This is a genomic window from Microbacterium alcoholitolerans (assembly GCF_050408615.1).
In the GTDB taxonomy this organism is placed as follows: domain Bacteria; phylum Actinomycetota; class Actinomycetes; order Actinomycetales; family Microbacteriaceae; genus Microbacterium.
Map to the genome: position 1 here is coordinate 2,114,369 of NZ_JBNTKD010000001.1, position 23,767 is coordinate 2,138,135.

The 23,767-nt window shown below is 68.7% G+C and carries 22 protein-coding genes; 19 read left to right on the forward strand and 3 right to left on the reverse strand.

Translation table 11 applies throughout. The features are described from left to right. Positions 1-23: 23 nt before the first annotated feature. The 6 genes from ACQUSX_RS10150 (at position 24) to ACQUSX_RS10175 (ending at position 7,508) form a co-directional block, all read left to right on the forward strand. Entirely contained in the window at positions 24-1,337 is a 1,314-nt protein-coding gene (locus tag ACQUSX_RS10150; RefSeq protein WP_428906811.1) for an ABC transporter substrate-binding protein, read from the forward strand. Continuing rightward, on the forward strand, positions 1,330-2,355 hold the full coding sequence (locus tag ACQUSX_RS10155) for a Gfo/Idh/MocA family protein (RefSeq protein WP_428906812.1): 1,026 nt from the start codon (positions 1,330-1,332) through the stop codon (positions 2,353-2,355). Before ACQUSX_RS10150 ends, ACQUSX_RS10155 begins: the two co-directional genes overlap by 8 nt. After that, entirely contained in the window at positions 2,352-3,938 is a 1,587-nt protein-coding gene (betC, locus tag ACQUSX_RS10160; RefSeq protein ID WP_428906813.1) for a choline-sulfatase, read from the forward strand. Before ACQUSX_RS10155 ends, betC begins: the two co-directional genes overlap by 4 nt. Positions 3,939-4,043: 105 nt before the next feature. Next, a complete protein-coding gene (locus ACQUSX_RS10165; protein WP_428906814.1) occupies positions 4,044-5,171 on the forward strand; it encodes a thiamine pyrophosphate-dependent dehydrogenase E1 component subunit alpha in 1,128 nt (375 codons plus the stop codon). Further along, positions 5,168-6,148 carry an alpha-ketoacid dehydrogenase subunit beta gene (locus ACQUSX_RS10170; RefSeq protein ID WP_428906815.1) on the forward strand — a complete coding sequence of 327 codons (981 nt, stop codon included), beginning with the start codon at positions 5,168-5,170 and terminating at the stop codon, positions 6,146-6,148. The genes ACQUSX_RS10165 and ACQUSX_RS10170 overlap by 4 nt, the downstream gene beginning before the upstream one ends. Positions 6,149-6,206: 58 nt before the next feature. Beyond that, the gene (locus tag ACQUSX_RS10175) at positions 6,207-7,508 is read left to right on the forward strand and encodes a dihydrolipoamide acetyltransferase family protein (protein WP_428906816.1); all 1,302 of its coding nucleotides are present in this window, start codon (positions 6,207-6,209) and stop codon (positions 7,506-7,508) included. Here ACQUSX_RS10175 and aztA read toward each other — a convergent pair. Further along, positions 7,421-8,194, reverse strand: coding sequence for a zinc ABC transporter ATP-binding protein AztA (aztA, locus tag ACQUSX_RS10180; protein WP_428906817.1), 774 nt, complete (start codon positions 8,192-8,194; stop codon positions 7,421-7,423). The genes ACQUSX_RS10175 and aztA overlap by 88 nt on opposite strands. A 49-nt stretch (positions 8,195-8,243) precedes the next feature. On the opposite strand from aztA, the gene aztB reads away from it, so the two are divergent. From aztB to ACQUSX_RS10245, 13 genes are all read left to right on the forward strand, one after another. Beyond that, on the forward strand, positions 8,244-9,098 hold the full coding sequence (gene aztB, locus ACQUSX_RS10185) for a zinc ABC transporter permease AztB (protein ID WP_428906818.1): 855 nt from the start codon (positions 8,244-8,246) through the stop codon (positions 9,096-9,098). 55 nt (positions 9,099-9,153) lie between these two features. Further along, positions 9,154-10,392 (forward strand): ABC transporter, encoded by a 1,239-nt coding sequence (locus ACQUSX_RS10190; RefSeq protein WP_428906819.1) that lies wholly within the window; start codon positions 9,154-9,156, stop codon positions 10,390-10,392. Position 10,393: 1 nt separating this feature from the next. Continuing rightward, positions 10,394-11,314, forward strand: a complete 921-nt coding sequence (gene aztC / locus ACQUSX_RS10195; protein WP_428906820.1) for a zinc ABC transporter substrate-binding protein AztC — start codon at positions 10,394-10,396, stop codon at positions 11,312-11,314. Between the two features lie 29 nt (positions 11,315-11,343). Then, on the forward strand, positions 11,344-12,549 hold the full coding sequence (gene aztD, locus ACQUSX_RS10200) for a zinc metallochaperone AztD (RefSeq protein ID WP_428906821.1): 1,206 nt from the start codon (positions 11,344-11,346) through the stop codon (positions 12,547-12,549). A gap of 118 nt (positions 12,550-12,667) precedes the next feature. Further along, positions 12,668-13,687 (forward strand): metal ABC transporter solute-binding protein, Zn/Mn family, encoded by a 1,020-nt coding sequence (locus tag ACQUSX_RS10205; protein WP_428906822.1) that lies wholly within the window; start codon positions 12,668-12,670, stop codon positions 13,685-13,687. Further along, positions 13,684-14,556 (forward strand): metal ABC transporter ATP-binding protein, encoded by an 873-nt coding sequence (locus ACQUSX_RS10210; RefSeq protein WP_428906823.1) that lies wholly within the window; start codon positions 13,684-13,686, stop codon positions 14,554-14,556. Before ACQUSX_RS10205 ends, ACQUSX_RS10210 begins: the two co-directional genes overlap by 4 nt. Beyond that, entirely contained in the window at positions 14,553-15,416 is an 864-nt protein-coding gene (locus ACQUSX_RS10215) for a metal ABC transporter permease (RefSeq protein ID WP_428906824.1), read from the forward strand. The genes ACQUSX_RS10210 and ACQUSX_RS10215 overlap by 4 nt, the downstream gene beginning before the upstream one ends. A gap of 47 nt (positions 15,417-15,463) precedes the next feature. Beyond that, positions 15,464-16,825 carry a DivIVA domain-containing protein gene (locus tag ACQUSX_RS10220; protein WP_428906825.1) on the forward strand — a complete coding sequence of 454 codons (1,362 nt, stop codon included), beginning with the start codon at positions 15,464-15,466 and terminating at the stop codon, positions 16,823-16,825. 28 nt (positions 16,826-16,853) lie between these two features. After that, positions 16,854-17,300, forward strand: coding sequence for a Fur family transcriptional regulator (locus ACQUSX_RS10225; RefSeq protein ID WP_428906826.1), 447 nt, complete (start codon positions 16,854-16,856; stop codon positions 17,298-17,300). 65 nt (positions 17,301-17,365) lie between these two features. After that, positions 17,366-18,343, forward strand: coding sequence for a permease (locus ACQUSX_RS10230; RefSeq protein ID WP_428907626.1), 978 nt, complete (start codon positions 17,366-17,368; stop codon positions 18,341-18,343). Positions 18,344-18,347: 4 nt separating this feature from the next. Then, positions 18,348-19,130, forward strand: a complete 783-nt coding sequence (locus tag ACQUSX_RS10235; protein ID WP_428906827.1) for a TIGR03943 family putative permease subunit — start codon at positions 18,348-18,350, stop codon at positions 19,128-19,130. Next, positions 19,120-20,742 carry a TolB-like translocation protein gene (locus tag ACQUSX_RS10240; RefSeq protein ID WP_428906828.1) on the forward strand — a complete coding sequence of 541 codons (1,623 nt, stop codon included), beginning with the start codon at positions 19,120-19,122 and terminating at the stop codon, positions 20,740-20,742. The genes ACQUSX_RS10235 and ACQUSX_RS10240 overlap by 11 nt, the downstream gene beginning before the upstream one ends. A gap of 8 nt (positions 20,743-20,750) precedes the next feature. Further along, positions 20,751-21,437: a DNA-3-methyladenine glycosylase gene (locus tag ACQUSX_RS10245; RefSeq protein ID WP_428907627.1), complete on the forward strand. Its 687-nt coding sequence runs from the start codon at positions 20,751-20,753 to the stop codon at positions 21,435-21,437. Positions 21,438-21,514: 77 nt separating this feature from the next. Here the strand turns inward: ACQUSX_RS10245 and ACQUSX_RS10250 are convergent, their stop codons facing one another. Together ACQUSX_RS10250 and ACQUSX_RS10255 are read right to left on the reverse strand one after the other, a co-directional pair. Further along, on the reverse strand, positions 21,515-22,516 hold the full coding sequence (locus ACQUSX_RS10250; protein WP_428906829.1) for a LacI family DNA-binding transcriptional regulator: 1,002 nt from the start codon (positions 22,514-22,516) through the stop codon (positions 21,515-21,517). Next, a complete protein-coding gene (locus ACQUSX_RS10255) occupies positions 22,509-23,756 on the reverse strand; it encodes a Gfo/Idh/MocA family protein (RefSeq protein ID WP_428906830.1) in 1,248 nt (415 codons plus the stop codon). Before ACQUSX_RS10255 ends, ACQUSX_RS10250 begins: the two co-directional genes overlap by 8 nt. Between the last annotated feature and the right edge of the window lie 11 nt (positions 23,757-23,767).

Genomic DNA, 23,767 nt, shown 5'->3' on the forward strand with positions numbered 1-23,767 from the left:
CAACAGCAAAGGAGCTCGCAGTCATGAAACGCCTCGCCCTCGCATCCCTCGCCCTGGTCACCGTCGTCGCGCTCTCAGGATGCACCGCCATCCAGCGCGCAACCCAGGGGGACGAGAAGCCGGACGGCTCTACGTCCTTCACCTACTGGTCCATGTGGTCGGAGGGCGAGCCCCAGCAGCTCGCGCTCCAGGCGGCGATCGACGACTTCACCGACGAGACCGGCATCGAGGTGGATGTCGAGTGGATCGGACGTGACAACGTCAAGAAGCTGTCGCCCACGCTCAACAGCCCGACCGCTCCCGCAGACCTCATCGATGCCGCTCAGCGCAACATCAAGTCCGTACTGGTGTCGACCGAGTCGAGCCATTCGATGAACGACGTGCTCGCTTCCGAGATCCCGGGCGAAGGCGTCACCGTCGAGTCCGTCATCCCGGAGGACTACCTCGACATGATCACCGTGGATGGTGAGACGTGGATGCTGCCGTACCAGGTCATCAGTTCGGCGTTCTGGTACAACCGTGCCGAGCACCCGGAGCTCGTGACCGACCCTCCGGCGGAGTGGGACGACCTGATCGCGTGGCTCGACGCGTCGAAGGCCGCGGGCCGCACTCCGCTGGCACAGGACGGCGACATCGCGAACTTCAACCTCTACTACTACGCCGAGCTCGCCGTGCGGAACATGGGGGCAGGCGAACTGCACGCCGCGGCAGCCGACCCCACCGGTGACGCGTTCACGCAGCAGGGGTTCATCGATGCCGCAGCACAGCTGCAGCAGCTGGTCGACGGCGGCTACTTCATCGACGGATACTCGAGCAGCAAGTGGCCGGCGATGCAGCAGAAGTGGGCGCAGAACGATGCGGATCTCATCTTCAACGGAACCTGGATTCCTCACGAGACGAAGTCGTCGACGGCGGACGGCTTCGAATATGGTGCCTTCCCGATGCCGAGGACCAGTCCCGACGGAGACGCCTCGCAGGAAGTGTCGCTGATCGGGTTCGGAATCCCCGCCAACGCGGCGAACACCGATGCCGCTGAGCAGTTCATCGCCTACTTCATGAAGAAGGAACAGCTCGAGGGCGTCTCCACACTCGCCGGGAACATGACACCGCGCGCCGACATCGATGTGCCCGCCGAGCTCGCCGACATCAAGGCATTGATCGACGACGCGGATTCCGTCCACGGGCAGTTCGATCTGGTCATCGACGACTACGGCGACTGGACCACCAAGGTTCTCATCCCTCTGGTGAACAAGCTCGCGTTCGGCGCGATCTCGGCACAGGAGTTCTCCTCCCAGCTGCCGAAGGACAGTGCGACGTATTGGGCCAACAATGGTTGAGTCGCCCCGTCTGCGGATCGGGTTCATCGGAGCGGGGCTCAGAGGGCGCACATTCGCCGGTTTGGCCGGTCGCCACCCCGACGTCGAGCTCGCGGGCGTGTACGACGTCTCCGCCGCTGCGGCGCAGAGTTTCTCCGAGCAGCTGGAGGTGCCGATCGCGAACGGCATCGACGGGCTGATCTCGGAAGGACTCGATGCTCTCGTCGTCGCGACGCCGGATCATCTCCATACGGACGCGGTCGTCGCGGGCGCGGAAGCGGGGCTGCGTCTGCTCGTCGAGAAGCCGCTGGCCACGTCGACGTCGGATGGCGTGCGAATGCGCGAGATCGCAGCGCGCAACGGTGCGGACATCTCGGTCGCCTATCTCAACCGCTGGCATCCGTCGTTCCGGTCCCTCCTCGCAGATGCTGCCGGGGGCGGCCTCGGCCGCGTGCTCTTCCAGAACGCGCGGCTCAGCAACAGTCGGCGGCTGCCGCTGAAAGCGCTGTCGTGGGCAGGCGCCTCGTCGCCGGGGTGGTTCCTCATGCCGCACTCCCTCGACATCGTCGCGGCCCTCGCCCCGCGCGGTCTCACCACCGTGCAGGCGACGGGCAGCCGTGGCCTGTTGGCTGCGCAGGGCGTGGACACCTGGGACGGGCTGCAGGCGCTGCTGACCTTCGAGGACGGCAGCTCTGCATCCGTCGAGTCGTTGTGGGTACTGCCCGACGGGATGCCCAGCGCGGTGCGGTTCGGATTCGAGGTGGTCGGCGAGCACGCAGCCGTGGTGATCGATGACGCGCGGCAGGGCATCGAGGTGTACCGCGAGGAGCAGGCGGAGTTCCCCAGAGCGCTTGTCGCGGGCTACGACGACCAGCCGATGGGACCCAACACGAGCATGATCGATGCGTTCGTCCAGTCGCTACGCGACGGTTGTCGCCGGCTTCCCGGCGTGGACGAAGCGCTCTGGGTCACGCAGCTGATCGAGGCGATTCATCAGTCCGCCGCCGAGCAGACCGGAGTGAGGGTCGAACCAGCATGAGCATGTCCGCGAACAGCGGTGACGCCGCCGACTCCGAGACACCGCTCAACATCGTCCTCGTGATGGCCGATCAGCTGTCGGCGTTCGCGACATCGCCGTACGGCAACTCCGATGTGCTGACGCCGAACATGGCGGAGCTGGCGCGTCGGGGAACGCTGTTCGAGCGTGCCTATTGCAACTCGCCGCTGTGCTCGCCGTCGCGTGCGTCGCTGATGACGGGCAGGCTCCCCGGTGACATCCCGGTGAACGACAACTTCGAGGAGCTGCCTGCCAGCATCCCCACCTTCGCGCATCATCTGCGCCGCAGCGGCTACCGGACGGTGCTGAGTGGGAAGATGCACTTCGTGGGCCCGGATCAGCTGCATGGGTTCGAAGAGCGGCTGACGACCGACATCTATCCCTCGGATCTGCGCGGGGCACAGGATTGGGAGGCGCTCGGAGACCCGCCCCGGCCTCCCGCCGTCCGGGCCGGTCGGCCGATGGCTGCAATGGTGCCGGCCGCAGGGCCGGTGCCGTGGTCTGCGCAGCTCGACTACGACGAGGAGGTGCAGTTCAGGGCTCTGGAGCGACTGCGGCATTTCGCTCGCCGCGAGGATTCTGCGCAGCCGTGGTTCCTCTGCGTGTCGTTCACACAGCCTCATGACCCCTATGCGCCCGCTCAGGAGTACTGGGATCGCTACGAGGGCCGTGAGCTCGAGGTGCCGCGACGCCCGGAGGGCGGATGGCCGCTGACGGTATGGGATGAGTGGGTCAACGCGTTCCAGGGCGTCGACCTGGTCGACACGAGCGATGAGGTGGTTCGGCGCCTGCGGCGCGCCTATTACGGGATGGTCTCCTACATCGACGACAAACTGGGCGAGATCATCGCCGAGATCGAACGGCTCGGGCAGAGCGAGCGCACCGTGATCATCCTCACCTCCGACCACGGAGACATGGTCGGCGAACACGGTATGTTCTTCAAGCGCACCTTCCGCGAATGGTCTTCGCGCGTTCCACTGATCTTCGCCGGTCCGGGCATCGGACAGGGTGAGAGTGTGGGGCATCCGGTCTCGCTGATCGATCTGTTCCCGACGATCGTGTCGTTGGCGGGCGCGACCGAGGATGCCCCGCTCGACCAGTGCGCATCCGACCGGCCGGGACAGGACCTGCTTGCCGTCGGTTCCTCCCCGCGGCCGGTGATCATCGACTACAACGCCAACGGTGTCATCGCGACCACTCGAACGGTCATCGACGGACGGTGGAAGTACGTCTACGTGCATGGTCGCGAGCAGCTGCTGTACGACCTCGAATCCGACCGCGATGAGTTGATCGATGTCTCGGCGAGCGTGGCGAACCAGGAGGTCATGGCCCGGCTGCGCGCCGTCTGCTTCGACGGGTGGGACCCGCAGGTGACCCAGGCACAGATCCTGCGGGGTCAGCGTCACCGCGCCTTCATCGGAGAATCATTGGCCAAGGGCGTCGTCCATGAATGGGACCACCAGCCGTTCTTCGATGCGAGACGTCAGCACATGCGCCGCCCGGCGGGGGAGGCCTGGGACAGGAGTTACGTCGACCAGGGCAACCCGTTGCTGGGCGGGGGCTGATGCGTCAGCGGGAGGGCGGGAAGCCGCTTGGTCGTATCTCCGGGCACTTACAAGGGCCCCCGAGTTATACGTGACCGGGCATGCCCTCGTAGGTAGCGTGGAACGGTGACCTCGACCGAAACACCCCTCGTTCGCGTTCTGGAAGCCGACGGGCGATACGCTCCGAGCGCCGCTGCCGAGCAGTACCTGCCGCTCATCGACGCGCTGACGGATGCCGAACTCGAGCAGTTCTACCGCGACATGGTCGTCATCCGCGCCATCGACACCCAGGCCACCAACCTGCAGCGTCAGGGGCAGCTCGCCCTGTGGCCGCCGAGCCGCGGGCAGGAGGCGGCCCAGGTCGGCTCGGCCCGCGCCGCACGCACGCAGGACACGATCTTCCCCTCGTACCGCGAGCACGCCGTCACCCGCATCCGCGGGGTCGACCCGGTCGACATCCTCAGTGTGATGCGCGGCAACTCTCACGGCGGCTGGAACCCGACCGATCCGAAGAACGGCAACACCCGCATCTACACGCTGGTGCTCGGCTCGCAGACCCTGCACGCCGCAGGCTTCGGGATGGGACTCGTCTTCGACGGGAAGACGGGCTCCGGCGACGCCGACCGCGACGAGGCCGTCATCACCTACTACGGCGACGGCGCCTCCAGTCAGGGCGACGTGCACGAGGCGATGGTCTTCGCCGCGAGCTACAACGCTCCGGTGCTGTTCTTCCTGCAGAACAACCACTGGGCGATCTCGGTGCCGGTGCAGACCCAGTCGAAGGTGCCGCTGGTGAACCGCGGCGCCGGCTATGGCATCCCGTCGGTGCGTGTGGACGGCAACGACGTGCTCGCCAGCTACGCCGTCTCACGAGCACTGCTCGACGAGACGCGTGCGGGGAACGGCCCGCGCGCGATCGAGGCGGTCACCTACCGGATGGGCGCGCACACCACCAGCGATGATCCCACCAAGTACCGCGGCGGCGACGAGGAGCAGTCCTGGGCGCAGCGCGACCCGATCGCCCGCATGCGGGCGTTCCTCGAGGGGCGCGGGGCTGCGGCATCCTTCTTCGACGACGTCGACACCGAGGCGGCGGATGCTGCCGAAGACCTCCGCGCGCGCACCGTGGCGCTCACGGCGCCGGGGCGCGAGCTGATGTTCGACCACGTGTACAGCGAGCCGCACCCGCGCATCGACGAGCAGAAGGCATGGCTCGACGAATACGAGGCATCGTTCGAAGGAGGCGCCGAATGACCATCGAGACGATGCCCTTCGCGAAGGCGCTGAACGCCGGCCTGCGAAAGGCCATGGAGGATGACCCGCGGGTGCTGCTGATGGGCGAGGACATCGGCCCCCTCGGCGGCGTGTTCCGCGTCACCGAGCACCTGCAGCGCGACTTCGGCGACCGCCGCGTGATCGACACCCCACTCGCCGAGTCGGGCATCGTCGGCTCGGCGATCGGTCTGGCGATGGCCGGGTTCCGTCCCGTCTGCGAGATCCAGTTCGACGGCTTCGTCTTCCCCGCCTTCGACCAGATCACCTCGCAGCTGGCGAAGATGACCAACCGCCATGAGGGTGCGCTGTCGATGCCCGTCGTCATCCGCATCCCGTACGGCGGGCACATCGGTGCCGTCGAGCACCATCAGGAGAGCCCCGAGGCGTACTTCACGCACACGTCCGGTCTGCGGGTCGTGTCGCCGTCGACGCCGAACGATGCCTACTGGATGATCCAGGAGGCTATCCGCTCGAACGACCCGGTCATCTTCCTCGAGCCGAAGAGCCGCTATTGGCACAAGGGCGAGGTCGAGCTCGACTCCTCCTCGGCACCGATTCACGCGTCGCGCATCGTGCGCCGCGGCAGCGACGTGACACTGGTCGGTCACGGAGCCATGGTGACGACGCTGCTGCAGGCGGCCGCGCTCGCCGAGTCGGAGGGCACCAGCTGCGAGGTCGTCGACGTCCGCTCGCTGTCGCCGGTCGACTACGGACCCATCCTCGACTCCGTGCGGTCCACCGGGCGGATGGTCTACGCGCAGGAGGCGCCCGGGTTCACCAGCCTGGGGGGCGAGATCGCGGCGACCGTCATGGAGCGCGCGTTCTATGCGCTCGAGGCGCCGGTGCTTCGAGTCTCGGGGTTCGACGTGCCATTCCCGCCTGCCAAGCTCGAGGGCGCGTACCTGCCGGATGCCGATCGCATCCTCGAAGCCGTCGACCGATCCCTCGCCTACTGACACAACCCGGTCGTTGAGCGAGCGCAGCGAGTCGAAACGCAAAGCCGAAGGAGTTCGCATGAGCACTCAGACATTCACCCTTCCCGACGTCGGCGAGGGTCTCACCGAAGCCGAGCTCGTCACGTGGAAGGTCGCCCCCGGCGACACCGTGGCGATCAACGACGTGATCTGCGAGATCGAGACGGCGAAGTCGCTCGTCGAGCTGCCCTCGCCGCATGCCGGAACGGTGGGTGAGCTGCTGGTGGCAGAGGGGGTCACCGTCGAGGTCGGTGTGCCGATCATCACCTTCGTCTCCGAGAAATCGGATGCCACGGCGCAGCCATCAGCGCCGGCGGCGCCCGCCGCGGATGAGGGTGGCGCGGTGCTGGTCGGATACGGCACCGGCGGCGGTGCGGCCTCGCGGCGCAAGCGCCCGGCCCAGCGGCCGGTGCGCTCGTCGGTCGGCGTGATCGCGAAGCCGCCGATCCGCAAGCTCGCCCGCGACCTCGACGTCGACATCACCGAGGTGACGCCGAGCGGCGCGGACGGCGAGGTCACCCGCGACGACGTCGTGAAGCACGCCGAGCAGGCGAGCGTCTTCCGCAACATCGAGACTCCCGAGTGGGGCGACGTCCGCGAGGAGACCATCCCGGTTCCCGAGGAGCCGCAGCAGAGCGACGACCGCATCGAGTCGATCCCCGTCAAGGGCGTGCGCAAGGCGACGTCGTCGGCGATGGTGCGCAGCGCGTACTCGGCCCCGCACGTCACCGTGTGGAAGGAGATCGACGCGACGCGCACGATGGAGCTCGTCAAGCGCCTGAAGGCGTCGCCTGACTTCAGCGACATCCGGGTCTCGCCGCTGCTGATCGTGGCCCGTGCCGTGATCTGGGCGGCGCAGCGCACCCCGATGGTGAACGCAGCGTGGGTCGACACCGACGGCGGGGCTGAGATCGTTCTGCGTCACTATGTGAACCTCGGGATCGCTGCGGCGACGCCGCGCGGGCTGATCGTGCCGAACATCAAGGATGCCCACGAGCTGGGCCTCAAAGACCTCGCCCGGGCGCTGAACCGGCTCACCGTCACCGCCCGCGAGGGCAAGACGACTCCCGCAGAGCAGCAGGGCGGCACCATCACGATCACCAACATCGGCGTGTTCGGGATGGACGCCGGCACGCCGATCATCAACCCGGGTGAGGCGGGAATCGTCGCCATGGGCACGATCGCGCAGAAGCCGTGGGTCGTCGACGGCGAGGTGCGCCCGCGCTGGGTGACCACGGTCGCCGGGTCGTTCGATCACCGCGTGATCGACGGCGACGGCATGAGCCGGTTCATCGCCGACGTGGCATCCATCCTCGAGGAGCCCGCCCTGCTCGTCGACTGATCCGCGGCGTCGAGTTCGGTACTGCCGGCGATCCGCCCCTCCGCGAGCTTCACGATGGCATCGCCTTCGGCGATCACGTCGGAGTCGTGCGAGACGCAGACCACGGCTGCGCCGCGCACGACCTCCTCGCGCATGATCTCGCGGATTCGTCGGCTGCTCGCGGCATCGAGTCCGGTCGTCGGCTCATCAAGCAGCAGAAGGTCCGCCTCCCGCACGATTCCCTGAGCAAGCAGAGCTCGCTGTTGCTGGCCTCCAGACAGGGCGGCGAACGGCTTGCGGGCCAGAGCTGCGATGTCCGTCCGCTCCAAGGCGCACTGCACCAGGCGACGGGTGTCGGACGCCATCCGCCCCCGCAGGCCCGTGCGTCCCCAGGCGCCCACGGTGACGACGTCGCGTACGGTCATCGGCAGTCGCGGGGGAATGGCCGCGCGCTGGGGGACGAAGGCGACCGTGCCCTCGACGGACCGGGTTCCCGAGTTCACGGCTCTGGTCCCCGCGAGCACCTCGAGCAGCGTCGACTTTCCAGCGCCGTTCGGTCCCGTCAGCACAGTGAGCGCGGCGCGGGATGCCCGCAGCGAGACCCCATCGAGCGCGGCGTGTCCATTGAAGAGCACACGGATGCGCGACAGGGACGCCGCGGGGAGCACGCCGACGGCAGGGCTTCCTGAGGATGACGCGATGAGCATGACTCCATCATACGAGTTTGATAATCATTCTCAATAGTGGTTAGGCTCCATGATCGTGCTCCTCGCCTCACCCATCGCCTCACCGTTCGCCATCGAATTCCTGCAGCGCGCCTTCCTCGGCGGCGCATTCGTGTCGGTCCTTTGCGCGGTTGTGGGTACGTGGGTCGTGATCCGGGGCATGGCGTTCCTCGGAGAGGCGCTCGCGCACGGCATGCTTCCGGGCGTCGCGTTGGCCACGGTCCTCGGATTGCCCGTGCTCGCAGGCGGCGCGCTCAGCGCGGTCGCGATGAGCATCGGCATCGGGTTCCTGCAGCGCAGGGCCAGACTGTCCTACGACACGAGCATCGGGCTGCTGTTCGTGTCGATGCTGGCGCTCGGCGTGATCATCATCTCCCATTCCGGCAGCTTCGCGACCGACACGACCGCGATCCTCTTCGGCGACATCCTCGCAATCAGTGAAAGCGACCTGCTGCTGCTCGGCATCGCCGCCGCCGTCGCGGTCATCGTCGCCGCGGTGCTTCACCGGGCGTTCGTGGCGCTCTCGCTCGACGTCCGCATCGCGTCGGTGCTCGGGCTGCGTCCGCGATTCGCGCAGTCCGCGCTGGTCGGACTCGTGACGCTTGCGATCGTCGCGTCATACCAGGCAGTCGGATCGATGCTCGTCGTCGGACTCCTGCTGGCGCCGGCAGTCGCCGCCTCCAACTGGACGGATCGGATCCCGAGTCGTGTCGTGATCGCGTGCGTCTTCGGAGTCGCATCCGTCGCCCTCGGACTGCTGGCTTCGTGGTACGCGGCCACGGCCGCCGGCGCCTCGGTCGCCGCTGCAGCGATCCTGCTCGCCGGACTCTCGTGGATCGTCCGCGTGGCGATCGACCGACGCCGAAGTGCGATCCGTGCGGTCTGACACCCGCTCACCGTGGTCGCGACGATGCGACCGCTCACCCCACCGAAAGGAAGCCGTGTCCTCCCGCATCGCCACCATCCTCGTTCTCACCGGCGTCATCGCCGCAGGGCTCACCTCGTGTGCCGCACCCGCCGAACAGCGAATCATGCCAGCTGACGAAGGCGGCAACAGCGGCGACGGGCACGGTGCCGTCGCCGGTGCCGAAGAGGTTGCGGAGCCGCAGCTCGGCCTCACGATCATCGACCCCGACGGTGCCGTCACCCACCTGGATCTCCTCGATGAGAGCGTCGCTGAACTGGGCGATGTCGAAGCGCCGAGAGCCCTCAGCACAGACGGGCGCTATCTGTTCTCGCAGTCCGGCAATGGCGTCGACATCATCGACAGCGGCGTCTGGACGTGGGATCACATCGATCACTTCCACTACTATCGAGCGGCACCCGCCCTGCTCGGCACACTCCAGGGCGAGGGCTCGGCGACGGTCGCCACGACCAATCTGTCGACGGCAGGCGGCACGGGCGTCTTCTTCGCCGGATCCGGCGATGCCGTCCTCCTCGACACCGAGGCGCTGTCGAAGGGTGAGATCGCGGAACGCTTCCGCATGAAGGTGGATCCGCACGAGGGGCTGGTGGTGCCCGTCGGGTCTTTCGCGCTGGTGACGCAGATCGACGGCGCGCAGGGTGCCTCGGTCGTCGGATACACCAGCGAAGGCGAGCCGACCGGACTCGAGGAGCGCTGCGCCGATCCCGCTGGGACGATCACGACGCGCGTGGGCGCGGTGATCGGCTGCGCCGACGGAGCTCTTCTCGCAACAGTCTCGGACGAAGGCCTGACCGTGGAGCGCATTCCTTATCCCGCCGATGTCGACGCGCCTGCCGCAACGCGCTTCCAGAACCGCGAAGGCCGCCCGACGGTGGCGGCCCTCGCCGGAGACGAGGGGATCTGGATCCTCGACACCCGCGAGCGCACGTGGAAACTGCTTCCTGTTCCGGCACTGCTGGCCAGCGTGACTGCAGTCGACGATGAGGAAGGGCATGTGCTCGCGCTCGCTCGCGACGGGCGCGTGCTCGTGCTGAGTTCGGCGGACGGATCGGTGCTCGCCAAGACGAAGCCGCTCGTCGCGGAATCCCTCACTGCAGGCGCATCACCGACGCTGACGGCAGACCAGCATCGTGCGTACCTCAGCGCCCCGAGCGAGCGACGCCTCTACGAGATCGACTACGCCGACGGAGCCCGCCTCGCGAGGACCTTCCAGACTTCGACAGAGCCCGCCTTCGTGGCAGAGACGGGACGCTGACGTGCGCACGACACGGATCATCCTCGCCGCGATCGCCGTCACGGCATTGACAGGGGCGGCGCTCACCGCATGCGCGACTCCGCCGGATGGGCGACCTGTCGTGGTCGTCTCGACCAACATCCTCGGCGATGTCGTCGATGAGCTCGTCGGCGAGCAGGCCGAGGTGGTCACGCTCATGAAGCCGAATGCCGATCCGCACTCCTTCGAGATCTCCGCGCAGCAGGCGATCATTCTGCGTGAGGCCGATCTGCTGGTCTCGAACGGCCTCGGGCTCGAAGAGCGCCTGCAGCAGCACCTCGATGCTGCGAGGGAGACGGACGTCGCATCGTTCGTCGCCGGCGAGGTCATCGACGTGCTCGACTACAGCGAGGGCGACGCAGCGGGCATGCCCGATCCGCATTTCTGGACCGATCCCGCGCGCATGACCGACGTCGTCGACGCGCTGGCGGTGACGCTCGGCGAGATCGACGGCATCGACCCGCACAGCCTCGAGACGGCAGTGGCCGACTACCGCAGCGAGCTCGAAGGCTTGGACGCCGAGATGGTCGCCTCGTTCGAGGGCATCCCCGACGAGAGACGCGCGCTGGTGAGCAACCACCATGTGTTCGGCTACCTCGCTCAGCGCTTCGACTTCGACGTCATCGGTGCTGTCATCCCCGGTGGGACCACGCTCGCGGCCCCCTCGGCGTCGGACCTCGCTGATCTGGTCCACGCGATCGAGGAGACGGGCGTCCCGACGATCTTCGCCGAGTCCTCCTCACCCGACCGCCTCGTCCAGGCGCTCGCCCGAGAGGCGGATATCCACGTCGACGTCGTCGAGCTCTACACCGAATCACTCACCGAAGCTCACGGCGGCGCCCCCGACTACCTGACCATGATGCGCGTCAACACCGAGCGCATCACCACCGGTCTCAGCTCCTGAGACCCCCACCTGAGAAGAAAGAGACATACATGCGAAATCCGCATCTGCTTCGCCGATCCGCGATCGGCGCCATCGCCGTCGGAGCGATACTGGCGCTGGCTTCGTGCTCCGCCGGGACGAGCCCATCGAGCTCCGCCGAGCCCGCGACGGACGCCGAACCGGCGGGCGCTCGCGTCGCCGTCGCCTATGAGGGCGGCATCCTCGTGCTGGACGGGGAGACGCTCGAGATCGTCGGCGACTTCCAGTCCGAGCCCTTCACGCGACTCAACGCGGCCGGCGATGACCGCCACGTCATGGTCACGATGAGTGAGGGCTTCCAGGTCCTCGACACCGCCGCGGGCTCGGCCGACGACCCCGAGCTCACCGACCAGATCTTCAAAGCCGACACCCCCGGTCACGTCGTCCGCCACGCCGGCAGGACCCTGCTCTACGCGGACGGCACGAGCGACACGACCATCTTCGACCCGGCCGAGCTGGGCGCCTCCGAACTGCCCGCGTTCGAGACGGTCGAGGGCGCGGAGGCACACCACGGTGTGTCCATCATGCTCGAGGACGGCACATTCCTGACGACCGTCGGCAACGCGGACGGCCGAAACGGCATCGTCGCGAAGGATGCATCCGGCCACGAGATCGCCAGGAGCGACAAGTGCCCAGGCGTGCACGGTGAGGGTACGGCGAAGGGGGAGGTGGTCGTGTTCGGCTGCGAAGACGGAGCACTCGTCTACTCCGGCGGCCAGATCACCAAGGTGGCCGCTCCGGACCAGCCCTACGGGCGCATGGGCAACGCCTTCGTAAGCGAGACGAGCGCGATGGTGGTCGGCGATTACAAGAGCGACGCCGACGCCGAGGGCTACTTGCTCGACGCCGTGACGCTCATCGACACGGAGGCGATGACCCTCGACGTCATCGATCTGCCGGAGGGGGCTGCGTACACGTTCCGCGACATCGCACGGGGCCCCGACGACCTCGCCTACATTCTGGCGTCGGACGGCGCGATCCACGTCCTCGATCCCGAGACGGGCGAGTTCACCGACAGCCACCCCGTCGTCGGGCCGTGGGAGGGACCGCGCGAGTGGCAGGATCCGCACCCCGCGATCGTCGTCACCGGCGACGTCGCCTACATCACCGAGCCCGCGGCGAGCAGCGTGCATCTTGTCGACCTGATCACGGGGGAAGTGCTTGAGAGTGCTGAGCTCGATGTCACTCCGAACGAGATCGCCGCAGCGGTGGGCTGAGCCCTCGCGATCCCGTCGTGAAGTGCGGTGCGTGCCTCGTGTGCGCACCGCACCTCAGCTCGCAGAGTTGCTACCCGCCGAGTTGAGAATGGTTCTCATTAGCATTTAGGATGAAGAAATGAAGAAGTCGCTCTCCGCCCTCGCGCTCGCCGCAGCATCCATGATCGTCCTGACGGGCTGCTCGACAGGCGCGGACGGAGCCGGACCCGAGGGAGGCGAGACGATCAGCGTCGTCGCTTCGACGAACGTCTACGGCTCGCTCGCCGCGCAGGTCGGGGGAGACCGCGTCGAGGTGACCAGCCTGATCGACTCGGCTGCCAAGGATCCGCACTCGTACGAGGCGACCGCGCGCGACCGCCTCGCTGTGCAGAAGGCCGATCTCGTGATCGAGAACGGCGGCGGCTACGACGCGTTCATGGAAGAGCTGCGCGAGGGGTCGGATGCCACGCTGATCACCGCGGTGGAGTTCTCGCACGACTACCCGGATGCCACGGTCGAGGATCACGCCGACGACGAGCACGCCGACGAGCAGCCGGAGCAGGACCACGAGCACGACCATGAGCACGAGAACGGCGACGAGCACGCGCACGACCACGCCGGTCACGGACACATCGCCGGCTTCAACGAGCACGTCTGGTTCGATGCCCACACCATCTCGCACGTCGTCGAGCAGATCGCCGCGGATCTCGCCGCGCTCGACCCCGCCGGCAAGTCCGACTACGAGGCGAACGCCGAAGCGCTGAGCGAAGACCTGACCGCCATCGAGGCCGAGTTGGACGCACTGCACGTGAAGCTCGAGGGCACGCCCGTGTTCATCACCGAGCCGCTGCCGGGACTGCTGGCGGCGGCCGCCGGACTCGACGACGTCGCACCGGAAGGGTTCGCGTCGGCGGTCGAAGAGGGCAGCGATGTCGCGCCCGCGACACTGCTGGAGGCGCTCGCGCTCATCGACGACGGCAAGGTCAGCGCCGTGCTCGCCAACGCGCAGACCGGAGGCAGCGAGACTGCTCGAGTCGAGGACGCAGCGAAGCAGGCGGACATCCCCGTGCTCACCTTCTCGGAGCTGCTCGAAGCGGATCAGTCGTACTCTGAGTGGATGCGCTCCGCGATCACCGACCTCGCAGCCCTCGGCGAATGACCGATGGAATGACCGACGGGGCGCCAGCCCCCGTGCTGACCATCACGGGAGCCGCGCTGCACCGCGGCTCCCGTGAGCTGTGGGCGGGCCTCGACCTCGATGTCGCACCCGGCGAGTTCATCGCAGTGCTCGGGCCGTCCGGCTCCGGCAAGACCACCCTGCTGCGCAGCATCCTGGGTCTGCAGCCGCTGTCATCCGGCAGCATCCGCATCGCCGACGGCCCGGCCAGGCGCGGAAACCCGCGCATAGGCTACGTTCCGCAGCAGCGGCCGCTGCCGCCCGACACCAGCATGCGCGCCCGCGATCTGGTCGCTCTGGGCGTTCGAGGAACCCGATTCGGGCTGCCGCTGCCGCACCGCGGCGACCGCGTCCGCGTCGATGCGCTCCTCGACGGCGTCGGCGCCGCACACTACGCCGAGCGCCCGGTCGGGCTGCTCTCGGGCGGCGAGCAGCAGCGCCTGCGCGTCGGCCAGGCGCTCGCCGATCAGCCGATGCTGCTGCTGTGCGATGAGCCACTGTCGAACCTCGACCTGGCCAACCAGCGCGGTATCACCGACATCATCGACCGGCAGCGCAAAGAGCACGGCACCGCGGTGCTGTTCGTGACCCACGACATCAATCCGATTCTCGGCCGCGTCGACCGCATCCTCTACATCGCCGGCGGCCGGTTCGTGCTCGGCACCCCCGACGAAGTGCTGCAGACGCGTGTGCTCACCGAGCTGTACGGCACCCCGGTCTTCGTGCTGCGCGCCGGCGACCGGCTCGTCGTGGTCGGCGTCCCAGATGCCGAACCGCACCACGACCACGACCACCATGACCACCATGACCACGGCGGCGACGCCGCGACCGGCGCGGGAGCACACGCATGAGGCCGCTGATCGACTGGAGCGACGTCTTCTCGTTCCAGGACTACGGCGAGCTGCTCGCGCTGCTGTCGAACTCGCTGATCGCCGGCGCCGTGCTCGGCCTGGTCGGCGGCCTGATCGGCGTCTTCGTCATGCAGCGCGATCTCGCGTTCGCGGTGCACGGCATCAGCGAGCTCTCCTTCGCGGGTGCCGCGGCTGCGCTGCTGTTCGGCGGCAGCGTGGTCGCCGGGTCCATCGGCGGCGCGGTGGTGGCGGCGCTGCTCATCGGCATCCTCGGATCCCGTGCGCGCGACCGCAACTCCATCGTCGGCGTGCTCATGCCGTTCGGGCTGGGTCTTGGCATCCTCTTCCTCTCGCTCTACGACGGTCGAAGCGCCAACCGCTTCGGGCTGCTGACCGGCCAGATCGTCTCGGTCTCCAACCCCGACCTGGGCTGGCTGATCGGCATGAGCGTGATCGTGCTGGTCGGCCTCCTGCTGATGTGGAACCCGCTGAGCTTCGACTCGCTCGATCCCGAGTCGGCGGCCGCGCGCGGTGTGCCCGTCCGCGCCGTGAACCTGACGTTCATGCTGCTGCTCGGCCTCATCGTCGCCGTCAGCGTGCACATCATCGGAGCCCTGCTGGTCATGGCACTGCTGGTGACGCCCGCCGCGGCCGCGATGCGACTGTCTGCGGGTCCGGTCGCCGTGCCGCTGCTGGCGGCACTGTTCGGCTTCGTCGCGGCGGTCGGCGGCATCATGCTCGCCCTCGCCGGAACCCTTCCGGTGAGCCCGTACATCACCACGATCTCCTTCCTGATCTACTGCGGATGCTGGATCGCTCAGCGCCTGCGCCGTCGCATCCGACGCACAGTCAGAGGATGAGATCATGAAGGGGCTGAGCGGCGACAACTTCAGAAAGGCGACCTCCATTGAGTAACACGCAAGAGCCCGGCGGGCAGCAGAACGGCGACTTCTTCGATCAGCTGCTGACGTCCGCGCCCAAGGGCGAGCACTCCGCCTTCACGCAGGCGTTCCGCGGATACGACAAGGCCGAGGTGGATGCCGCACTCGCGACCCTTCGCGACCAGGTCAAGCGTCTCAGCGCCGACATGGAGAGCGTGGATGCCCGGCACCGCGCCGAACTCGAGGAAGCACGCAACCGCAGCGAGCAGTCGATCGCCGACGCGCTCGCCGACAGCGACGCCGACGTCGCACGGCTCGAGCAGGAGCTCGCGGCCGCCAACGCCCGCGCCGAGGACGCGGCCGCGCAGGTCGCGACCCTCACGGAGGCGCTGACCGCGGAGCCCAGCGGTGACGAGGACGGTGAGAGCGCCGACGAGCCGCAGAGCCGCCAGCAGTTCGAAGCCGTGCTGCGCGTCGCCGAGGAGCAGGCGAGTGTGCTCATCCACAACGCCGCGACGCAGGCCGAGCGCCTTCTCGAGGCCGCCCGTGAGGAGACTGAGGGGAAGCGCGCCGAACTCGCCGCCGACGTCGCCCGCATCACCGCGCAGGCCGAGCAGGATGCCGACCAGATCCGCCTCAAGATCGACACCGAGCTGACCGCGCACGAGGCGCGGCTCGAGCGCGAGGCCGCGCATGCCGCCGAGAAGGTCGTGCAGGCCGAGCGGGAGGCGGCGACCATCCGCACCGAGGCCGAGAAGGGCGCCGCCGCGCTGCGCGCGATGGTCACGCGCGAGACGACGGACATGCGCTCGGATGCTGAGCGCGAGGTCCGCGAGATGAACGCCCGCGTCCTGGAGTTCGAAGAGACGCTGACCCGCCGTCAGGACGACGCCCAGCAGGAGTTCCTGGTGCTGCACAACCAGGCCGTCGCGCACGCGGAGCGCATCACGTCGGATGCCAATGAGCAGGTCTCCGCATCGCTGGAGCACGCGCAGCGCATCTCGAGCAAGGCGGACGACTACGAGCGGCTGATGCGCTCGCAGGCGCAGGCCATCGAGGCGGAGGCGCACGTGAAGTCGCGCGAGACGCTCGAGCGGGCGCGCGCCAAGGCGCAGAAGATCGTCGACTCAGTCACCGGTCACGCGACCGGCGTGCTGCGGGATGCTGAGGATCAGACCCGCCAGCTTCGCTGGCAGCAGCAGCAGCTGACCAGCTTCATGGCGGAGGTGCGCGAGCTGCTGCGCCCGGACGGCGTGCTGACCGGCCCGCCGTCGGCATCCGCCGTCGTGGAGTCCGACGAAGACGACGCGACCGACGCCGACGCGACCGGCGCCGACGCGACCGGCGCCGTGGCATCCGACGAGCCCGCTGAGGGCTCTCAGGACTGACCTCAGGCGCCCGGCCTAGACTCGGATCATGGCTCAGCGGAACACCTGGCAGCGCGAGCGCGTGCGCGACGCGCTCTCTGACGCGCGTGGATTCGTGAGCGCGCAGAGCCTGCATGCCGAGCTTCGTCAGGCCAACACCGGCATCGGGCTCGCCACCGTCTATCGGGCGCTGGCGGGCCTCGCGGCGTCCGGTGAGGCCGACTCGCTGCAGAGCCCTGAGGGCGAGGCGCTGTACCGCGCCTGCACGACCCAGGGGCACCACCATCACCTGATCTGCCGGTCCTGCGGCCTGACTGTCGAGATCGAGGCGAAGGACGTCGAGCAGTGGGCGAAGCGCACCGCCGCGCTGCACGGGTTCCGCGATGCCGAGCACGTCGTCGACATCTTCGGTCTGTGCGCCGCCTGCGCGAACCGCCTCGACGGCGGGAATGAGCGCGACGGCGGCGATGAGCGCGACAGCGGGGCTGAAGCGTGACGCTGGGTGAGACGCCCGTCCGCACACCGCGCAGCCACGCGCACACGCACAACCACAGGCGCAAGGTGCCGACCGTCAAGGCGATCGGGATCGGCACGGCGATCGTCGCCGTGCTGGTGCTCATCGACTTCCTCGCGCCGACGCTGTTCCCCTCCGCCCTGCCGGCGCGCGCCCAGGACGGCCTGACCCTCAGCCTGAGCGTGCTGATCGAGGCGCTGCCTTGGGTGATCCTCGGCGTGCTGCTGTCGATCGTCGTGCAGGTGTGGCTGCCGTCGGATGCCGTGCAGCGCTGGCTGCCACGCAACGCCTGGGCGCGCCGGGCCGTGCTGTCGCTGCTCGGCATGTTCATCCCGGTGTGCGAGTGCGGCAACGTGCCGTTCGCGCGCGGTCTGATGATGCGCGGACTCGCGCCGGCCGAAGCGCTGACGTTCCTGATCGCCGCCCCGATCGTCAACCCGATCGTGATCCTCACCACGCACGCGGCATTCGGCTGGGACGGCGGGATCCTCGTGGCGCGCCTGGTCGGCGGCTACGTGATCGCCAACCTCATCGGCTGGATCTACAGCCGCCACCGCGACCCGCAGGCGCTGCTGACCACCCGCTTCGTCGAGACGTGTGACCAGATGAGCCACGAGCCCGGCTCGCCGGTTCGGCGCAGCCTGATGCAGTTCCTCGTCGAGCTGCGCGCGGTCATGCCGGCGCTGGTGATCGGCTCGGCACTCGCGGGGGCCGTGCAGGTGCTCATCCCTCGCGACGTGCTGCTGGCGATCGGATCGAACCCGGTGCTGTCGATCCTCGCGATGGTCGCGCTGGCGATGACCGTCGCGATCTGCTCGAACGTCGATGCGTTCTTCGCCCTGTCGTTCGCCTCGACGTTCTCGTCCGGAGCGATCATCGCCTTCCTCATCGTCGGACCGCTCGTGGACGTGAAGATGATCGCGCTGCTGCGCACCACGTTCACGACCCGCGTGATCGCGGGCATCGTCGGCGTCGTCATCCTCGCCGCCTGCGCGATCGGGATCGGGGTGAACGTCTTTGGCTGAGCACGTGGATGCCCGAACCGAGCCCTCCACCGGGCACGCGCTTGCTACCCGGTGGCTGGGCGTCGGACTCGCCGCGGTGATCTCGGTGGTCACGCTCGGCCTCGCCGTCACGGGGCGGCTCACGCTGTACATCAGCCCGGAGACCGTCTGGTTCGCCGCGGCCGCCGCCGCAGTGACGCTGGTCCTTGCGATCTGGTCGTGCACACTGCCGCTCGGCTCCGAGGGAGACCACGATCACACGGCCGCCGAGAGCGGGTCGGATGCTGTCGCTGTGCGCCGCCGGATGCTGCAGACCGCCGGTGTCGTGACGGGCGGCGTGATCGCATCCGGAGTCGTGCTGGCAGCGCTGCTCCTGCCGCCGGCATCCCTCTCGGCCGAACTCGCCGTCTCACGGGCCGGCGAGAGCCCCACGCTCTTCGCCGGCGCAGACGACGTCTCGCTCGGCGTCGCCGACACGACCACGTTCGGAGTCGGCGAGTGGTCGACGGCCTTCGCGACCTCCACTAGACCGGAGAACTACGACGGCGCGCCCGTCACCCTCACCGGATTCGTCACGCCCGCAGAGGGCGGCGACGTGAACCTGACCCGCATGGTGATCTCGCACTGCGTGATCGACGCGCAGCCCGCGTCGGTGCAGGTGGATGGCGCCGGGCTCGACGAGTCGTACGACACCGGGCAGTGGATCGAAGTCGCCGGGACTGTGCGCGCGGACAGCGATGGCACGCTGCGCGTCGAGCCGACCTCGGTGACGAAGATCGACGAGCCGAAGGATCCGTATGAGTACTGACGGATCGGGCGAGCCGCCGCTCACCCGGGCGCAGCTGCGCGCGCTGCGCGCCGCCCAGGAGACCCCCGCACCAGAGACTCCCGCCCCGGCGACCCCCGCCCCGGCGACCCCCGCCCCGGAGATCCCGACCTCCGAAGCCCTCATCGAACCGGGGGCCGACACGCCAGATGTCAGACGATATCCCGGATTCGGTCCGACATCTGGCGTGTCGGCCCCCGAAGTGGAACCGCCCACCGCCGCACGCCGCGGCAACCGGCCGTTCCTGCTCGCACTGTGGGCGGTGATGGGCGTGCTGGTGCTCGTCGTCGGCATCCTCGGCGTCGTCAGCCTCACACAGGGCCCGCGGCTCAGCGAGGTCCAGGTGGATCCCGCCCAGGCGATCGAGACCTCGGGAAGCCGGGTCATCCTCACCGCCAACCAGAGCCTCGACCCGATCACGCCGGAGCAGGTGAGCGTCGAGCCCGCGACGCCGTTCACGATCGATGCGAGCGGTCGCAGCATCGGCATCCGCTTCACCGCGCCGCTGTACGACGACACCGAGTACCGGATCTCGGTCGCCGGCGCCACCGCGGTCGGCGGCGGCCCCTCGAGCGACCTCGAGACGACATTCACGACGCCGGCGGCGCAGATGTTCCTGCTTCAGCGCTCCGTCGACGACGACACCATCTTCACCACCGACCTCACGGGTGAGAAGGCGACGCCGGTGTTCACTCATCCGCGCATCGACGACTTCCGCGTGACGCCCGACCACCTCGTCGTCGCCGTCGAGCAGGATGAGGGCTCGAAGCTGCTGGTGATGAACCGCGACGGCTCCGACCGGCGCGAACTGACGCTGCCCGGCCCCGGCTACGTCTCGTCGGTGCAGGTCTCCGATCGTGCCGGGCTCGTCGGCTACAGCTACTCGGATCTCGAGCTCACCGAGGACTCCGGCCGGGCGAGCGTCCTGGTCACGCAGCCCCTGAGCGGTGCCGGTGAGCCGCGCATCGTCCAGGTCGACGGCGCTGACGCGAGCGTTGCCGAATGGCAGTTCGTGCCCGATTCGTCGTCTCTGCTGTTCATCGACTTCAACGGCGCACTGAGCGTCGAGGACCCGACCTCGAACGCCGGCGTGCAGTCGATGGGCATCGCCGCCAGCATCCTCGGCGTCACGCGCGGCACCTTCACCGCGATCGTCGAGCGCGCCGACGCCAGCGTGGTCGAACTCAACCTGGCGGACGGCAGCGAAGCGCCGCTGACGGCATCCGAACCCGACTACGGCGACCCGACCGCGATCGAGACGTTCCCCGGCGGGACCCTGCGCCACATCGTCCAGCGCGACGAGACGGGCATGCCGACCGGCCAGGCGGTCGTGCGGGTCGACGACGACGGCACCGCGACGGTGATCAGCGAGGTCAGCGGCGCGGACTCGATCCTGCAGGTGTGCGCATCGCCGAGCGGCCAGTACGCGGCCGTCGTGATCGCGCCTGACCTCGTCACGAACGAGTACGACGACCTGCTGCTGCCCCTGCCGACGACGCTGCACACTCACCTGATCGATCTGACCGGCGACCAGGAGATGCCGACGCTCAACGGCTTCGACATCTCGTGGTGCCGGATGGCGCCGCAGCCGTGATCGATCGGATGCCCCTGGCCGAGCGGTCCGATCTGATCGGACTGCCACTCGAGGTCGCCCCGCGTCTGCTGGGCGCGCAGCTGCAGACCGTCGTCGACGGTGTCGAGACGCGCCTGCGAATCACCGAGGTCGAGGCGTACCACGGCCGGGGGACCGGCGACGTGCCCGATCCCGGCTCGCACGCGCGCATGGGCCCCACCGCGCGCAACGCGACGATGTGGGGCCAGCCGGGGCACCTGTACGTGTACCTGAGCCACGGCATCCATTCCTGCATAAACGTGGTCTGCGGTCCCGAGGGCACAGCGGGCGGAGTGCTGCTGCGAGCCGGTGAGGTGGTGGAGGGTGAGGATGCCGCCGCCGCACGCCGCGGGGTGGCAGCGCCCCTCACGCGCATCACCCGACGCGACCTCGCCCGAGGGCCCGGGCGCCTGGGTCAGGCGATGGGGCTCCGCCACGCACTGCACGACGGCATCGACTTCGTCACGGGTGCTCCGATGAACGCCGCGACCGCACTGCTGCGCTGGAACCCGACCCCCGTCGAGATCTCGTCGGGCCCCCGCGTCGGGGTCGCCGGGATCGCGGGCACCATGGCCTTTCCGTGGCGGTTCTGGATCGCCGGCGACCCGACGGTCTCGCCGTTCCGATGGGGTCGCGGTGCCGCCGAGGCGGCGCTGACTCTCCCGGCATCCGATTGATGGCGCTCTCTGACCGCCGGTATCAGGAGGCGTCAGGAGGCGGTGCGTCAGGAGGCGGTCTGTCAGGAGACGGTGCGTCAGGATGCCGTGCAGCCGCAGGATTCGCGCACTCGCAGGTGCGTGGCGAACTCGACGTAACGCGGCACGGAATCGGGTTCGAGCACCGCGCGGATCGCGGTCTCGGCCATCTGCTCCAGCGGCTGCACGACGGTCGTCACGCGCGGCCACACATAGTCGACGGCGGTGGTGCCGTCGAACGACACGATGGCGACATCCTCGGGTACGCGGGCGCCGCCCTCGCGCAGCGCGGTGAGCAGGCCGACGGCTATCTGGTCCGATGCGGCGAGCACCGCACGGGGGAGGCGCCCGCTGTCGATCAGGCGCCTGCCCGCCTCATAACCGCCCTGGTACGAGAAGGTCGTGTGGGTGAGCACGCCGTGCGGCAGCCGCGCATCGGTGAGGGCCTCGTGCCAGCCTCGCTCACGGGCATCCGAGCGCGCAGCGCTTCCGATGAAGGCGATGTCCGTGTATCCGTGGCCGATGAGGTGCTCCACGCCGAGCCGGGCGCCCGCCGCGAAGTCCACGCTCACGCCGGCGAGGCCGTCCACCTCGCCGAACTGGCCGATCATGACCGTCGGGATGCCCACGTGCTCGACCAGCGCCTGCTCTCCGGCGGTCAGAACGCTGGCGATCAGCAGACCGCCGATCTGCCGTGACACGAGGTCGCGGATCTGCTCGGAGGTCGACACCTGCAGCCGGTCGCTGTTCACGATCAGCAGCTGACGCGCGCGGTCGGCGCTGGCCTGATCGAGCGCATGGCACAGCTCGGCGAAGAACGGGTTGCGATTGTCGTTCACCAGCAGGCCCAGCATGTCGGCCTGACCCTTCGACAGCGCGCGGGCCGCGAGGTTGGGCCGGTAGCCCAGCACCCTGACGGCGTCGAGGACCCGCTCCTTGGTCAGCGGAGCGACGGCCTTCGGACCGTCGTTGAGCACGTAGCTGACGACCGCGGTGCTCACGCCGGCATAGCGGGCCACGTCGGCGCGGGTGACCGAACGGGGCCGGGAGCCCTCAGCCACGGGCATCCTTCGCACTGAGACTGAGCTGGGCCGGCTCACCGATGTCGGGATCTCCCATGTCGGGAATGGTGAGGCGCTCGCCTCCGCGGCGCGCGGACTCGTGCGCGATCACCCCTGGCAGGGTGAAGCGAGCGGCCTGCCAGGCGTTCACCGGCGGGCGCGTCTGGTCTTGCACGGCGCGAACGAAGTCGTCGACGAGGAAGTGGTGGCTGCCCTCATGACCGTTGGGCAGCGCGAGCAATTCCGCAGGGATGCGGGAGCGCGTGGCCTCGTGCACCTCGGCGTAGCCCGAGACGAAGGCATCTCGCAGCGCGGGCGCCACGTGGGCCAGCGACGGGTCGTCAGGCGCGGTCGAGGCATGCGTGTCGATGAGGTGGGAGATGTCTTCGACGCCATCGCGGTTCTGCCACACGGTGGTCGTCGCGAGCTGCTCGAACGATCCGTCGGTGCCGAACCAGCGGAACCGGGACTCGCGCAGATGCGAGGGATATCCGACCCGGCGGAACTCGTTGATCCGCATCGAACCGCCCGCCGCGAGCTCGAACAGCGCCGTGGCGTTCGAGAAGTCGTTGTCGAACTGGCTGACCGAGCGGTCGAAGACCCCATCGCCGCGCCGATCGACGACGCCGATCGCAGACACCGCGGTGGCGTGGGTCGGCCAGGCACCCAGCACACCGCCGATCGAATGCGTGGGATACAGCAGCGGGGGATAGCTGGCCGTCGCCTTCCAGTTCTCGCCGCCCGAGTACTGGTACGCCTCGTAGAAGCCGAGGTCCATGTCGTGGACGTAGTCGCCCTCGCCGTAGAAGAGGCGTCCGAACGACCCGTCGGCGACCTTCTGCCGAGCGAACACCGTCGCCGGGTTGTAATAGCTGGTCTCGCCCATCATGTAAGTGAGCCCGGTCTCGCGCACCGCATCGATGATCGCCGCGACCTCGTCGACCGTGATGGCCATCGGCACCGCCGAGTAGACGTGCTTGCCGGCGCGCAGCGCCTGCACCACCAGTGGGCCGTGCGTCCAGCGCTGCGTGAAGATCGCGACCGCGTCGACGGGGGAGGCGAGCATCTCCTCGAAGGTGTCGAACGTCCCGGCGAGCCCGGCCGAGCGCACGAGTTCGCTCGCGCGTGCGGGGAGGACATCTGTCACGTGGACCGCGGACACACCGGGGTGATGGTGGAACAGGGTCGCGAACTGGCCGGCGAACTGGCCCGCGCCGACGAGCCCCAGGGTGAACGCCATGAGTCGCAGTC

Excerpts from the sequence above, each read along its gene's own strand:
- ACQUSX_RS10175 (WP_428906816.1), top strand. The coding sequence starts at position 6,207 with ATGAGCACTCAGACATTCACCCTTCCCGACGTCGGCGAGGGTCTCACC.
- ACQUSX_RS10150 (WP_428906811.1), top strand. The coding sequence starts at position 24 with ATGAAACGCCTCGCCCTCGCATCCCTCGCCCTGGTCACCGTCGTCGCG.
- ACQUSX_RS10240 (WP_428906828.1), top strand. The coding sequence starts at position 19,120 with ATGAGTACTGACGGATCGGGCGAGCCGCCGCTCACCCGGGCGCAGCTG.
- ACQUSX_RS10205 (WP_428906822.1), top strand. The coding sequence starts at position 12,668 with ATGAAGAAGTCGCTCTCCGCCCTCGCGCTCGCCGCAGCATCCATGATC.
- betC (WP_428906813.1), top strand. The coding sequence starts at position 2,352 with ATGAGCATGTCCGCGAACAGCGGTGACGCCGCCGACTCCGAGACACCG.
- ACQUSX_RS10210 (WP_428906823.1), top strand. The coding sequence starts at position 13,684 with ATGACCGATGGAATGACCGACGGGGCGCCAGCCCCCGTGCTGACCATC.
- aztB (WP_428906818.1), top strand. The coding sequence starts at position 8,244 with ATGATCGTGCTCCTCGCCTCACCCATCGCCTCACCGTTCGCCATCGAA.
- aztD (WP_428906821.1), top strand. The coding sequence starts at position 11,344 with ATGCGAAATCCGCATCTGCTTCGCCGATCCGCGATCGGCGCCATCGCC.
- ACQUSX_RS10170 (WP_428906815.1), top strand. The coding sequence starts at position 5,168 with ATGACCATCGAGACGATGCCCTTCGCGAAGGCGCTGAACGCCGGCCTG.
- ACQUSX_RS10255 (WP_428906830.1), bottom strand. The coding sequence starts at position 23,756 with ATGGCGTTCACCCTGGGGCTCGTCGGCGCGGGCCAGTTCGCCGGCCAG.
- ACQUSX_RS10215 (WP_428906824.1), top strand. The coding sequence starts at position 14,553 with ATGAGGCCGCTGATCGACTGGAGCGACGTCTTCTCGTTCCAGGACTAC.
- aztA (WP_428906817.1), bottom strand. The coding sequence starts at position 8,194 with ATGCTCATCGCGTCATCCTCAGGAAGCCCTGCCGTCGGCGTGCTCCCC.
- ACQUSX_RS10155 (WP_428906812.1), top strand. The coding sequence starts at position 1,330 with ATGGTTGAGTCGCCCCGTCTGCGGATCGGGTTCATCGGAGCGGGGCTC.
- ACQUSX_RS10225 (WP_428906826.1), top strand. The coding sequence starts at position 16,854 with ATGGCTCAGCGGAACACCTGGCAGCGCGAGCGCGTGCGCGACGCGCTC.
- ACQUSX_RS10245 (WP_428907627.1), top strand. The coding sequence starts at position 20,751 with ATGCCCCTGGCCGAGCGGTCCGATCTGATCGGACTGCCACTCGAGGTC.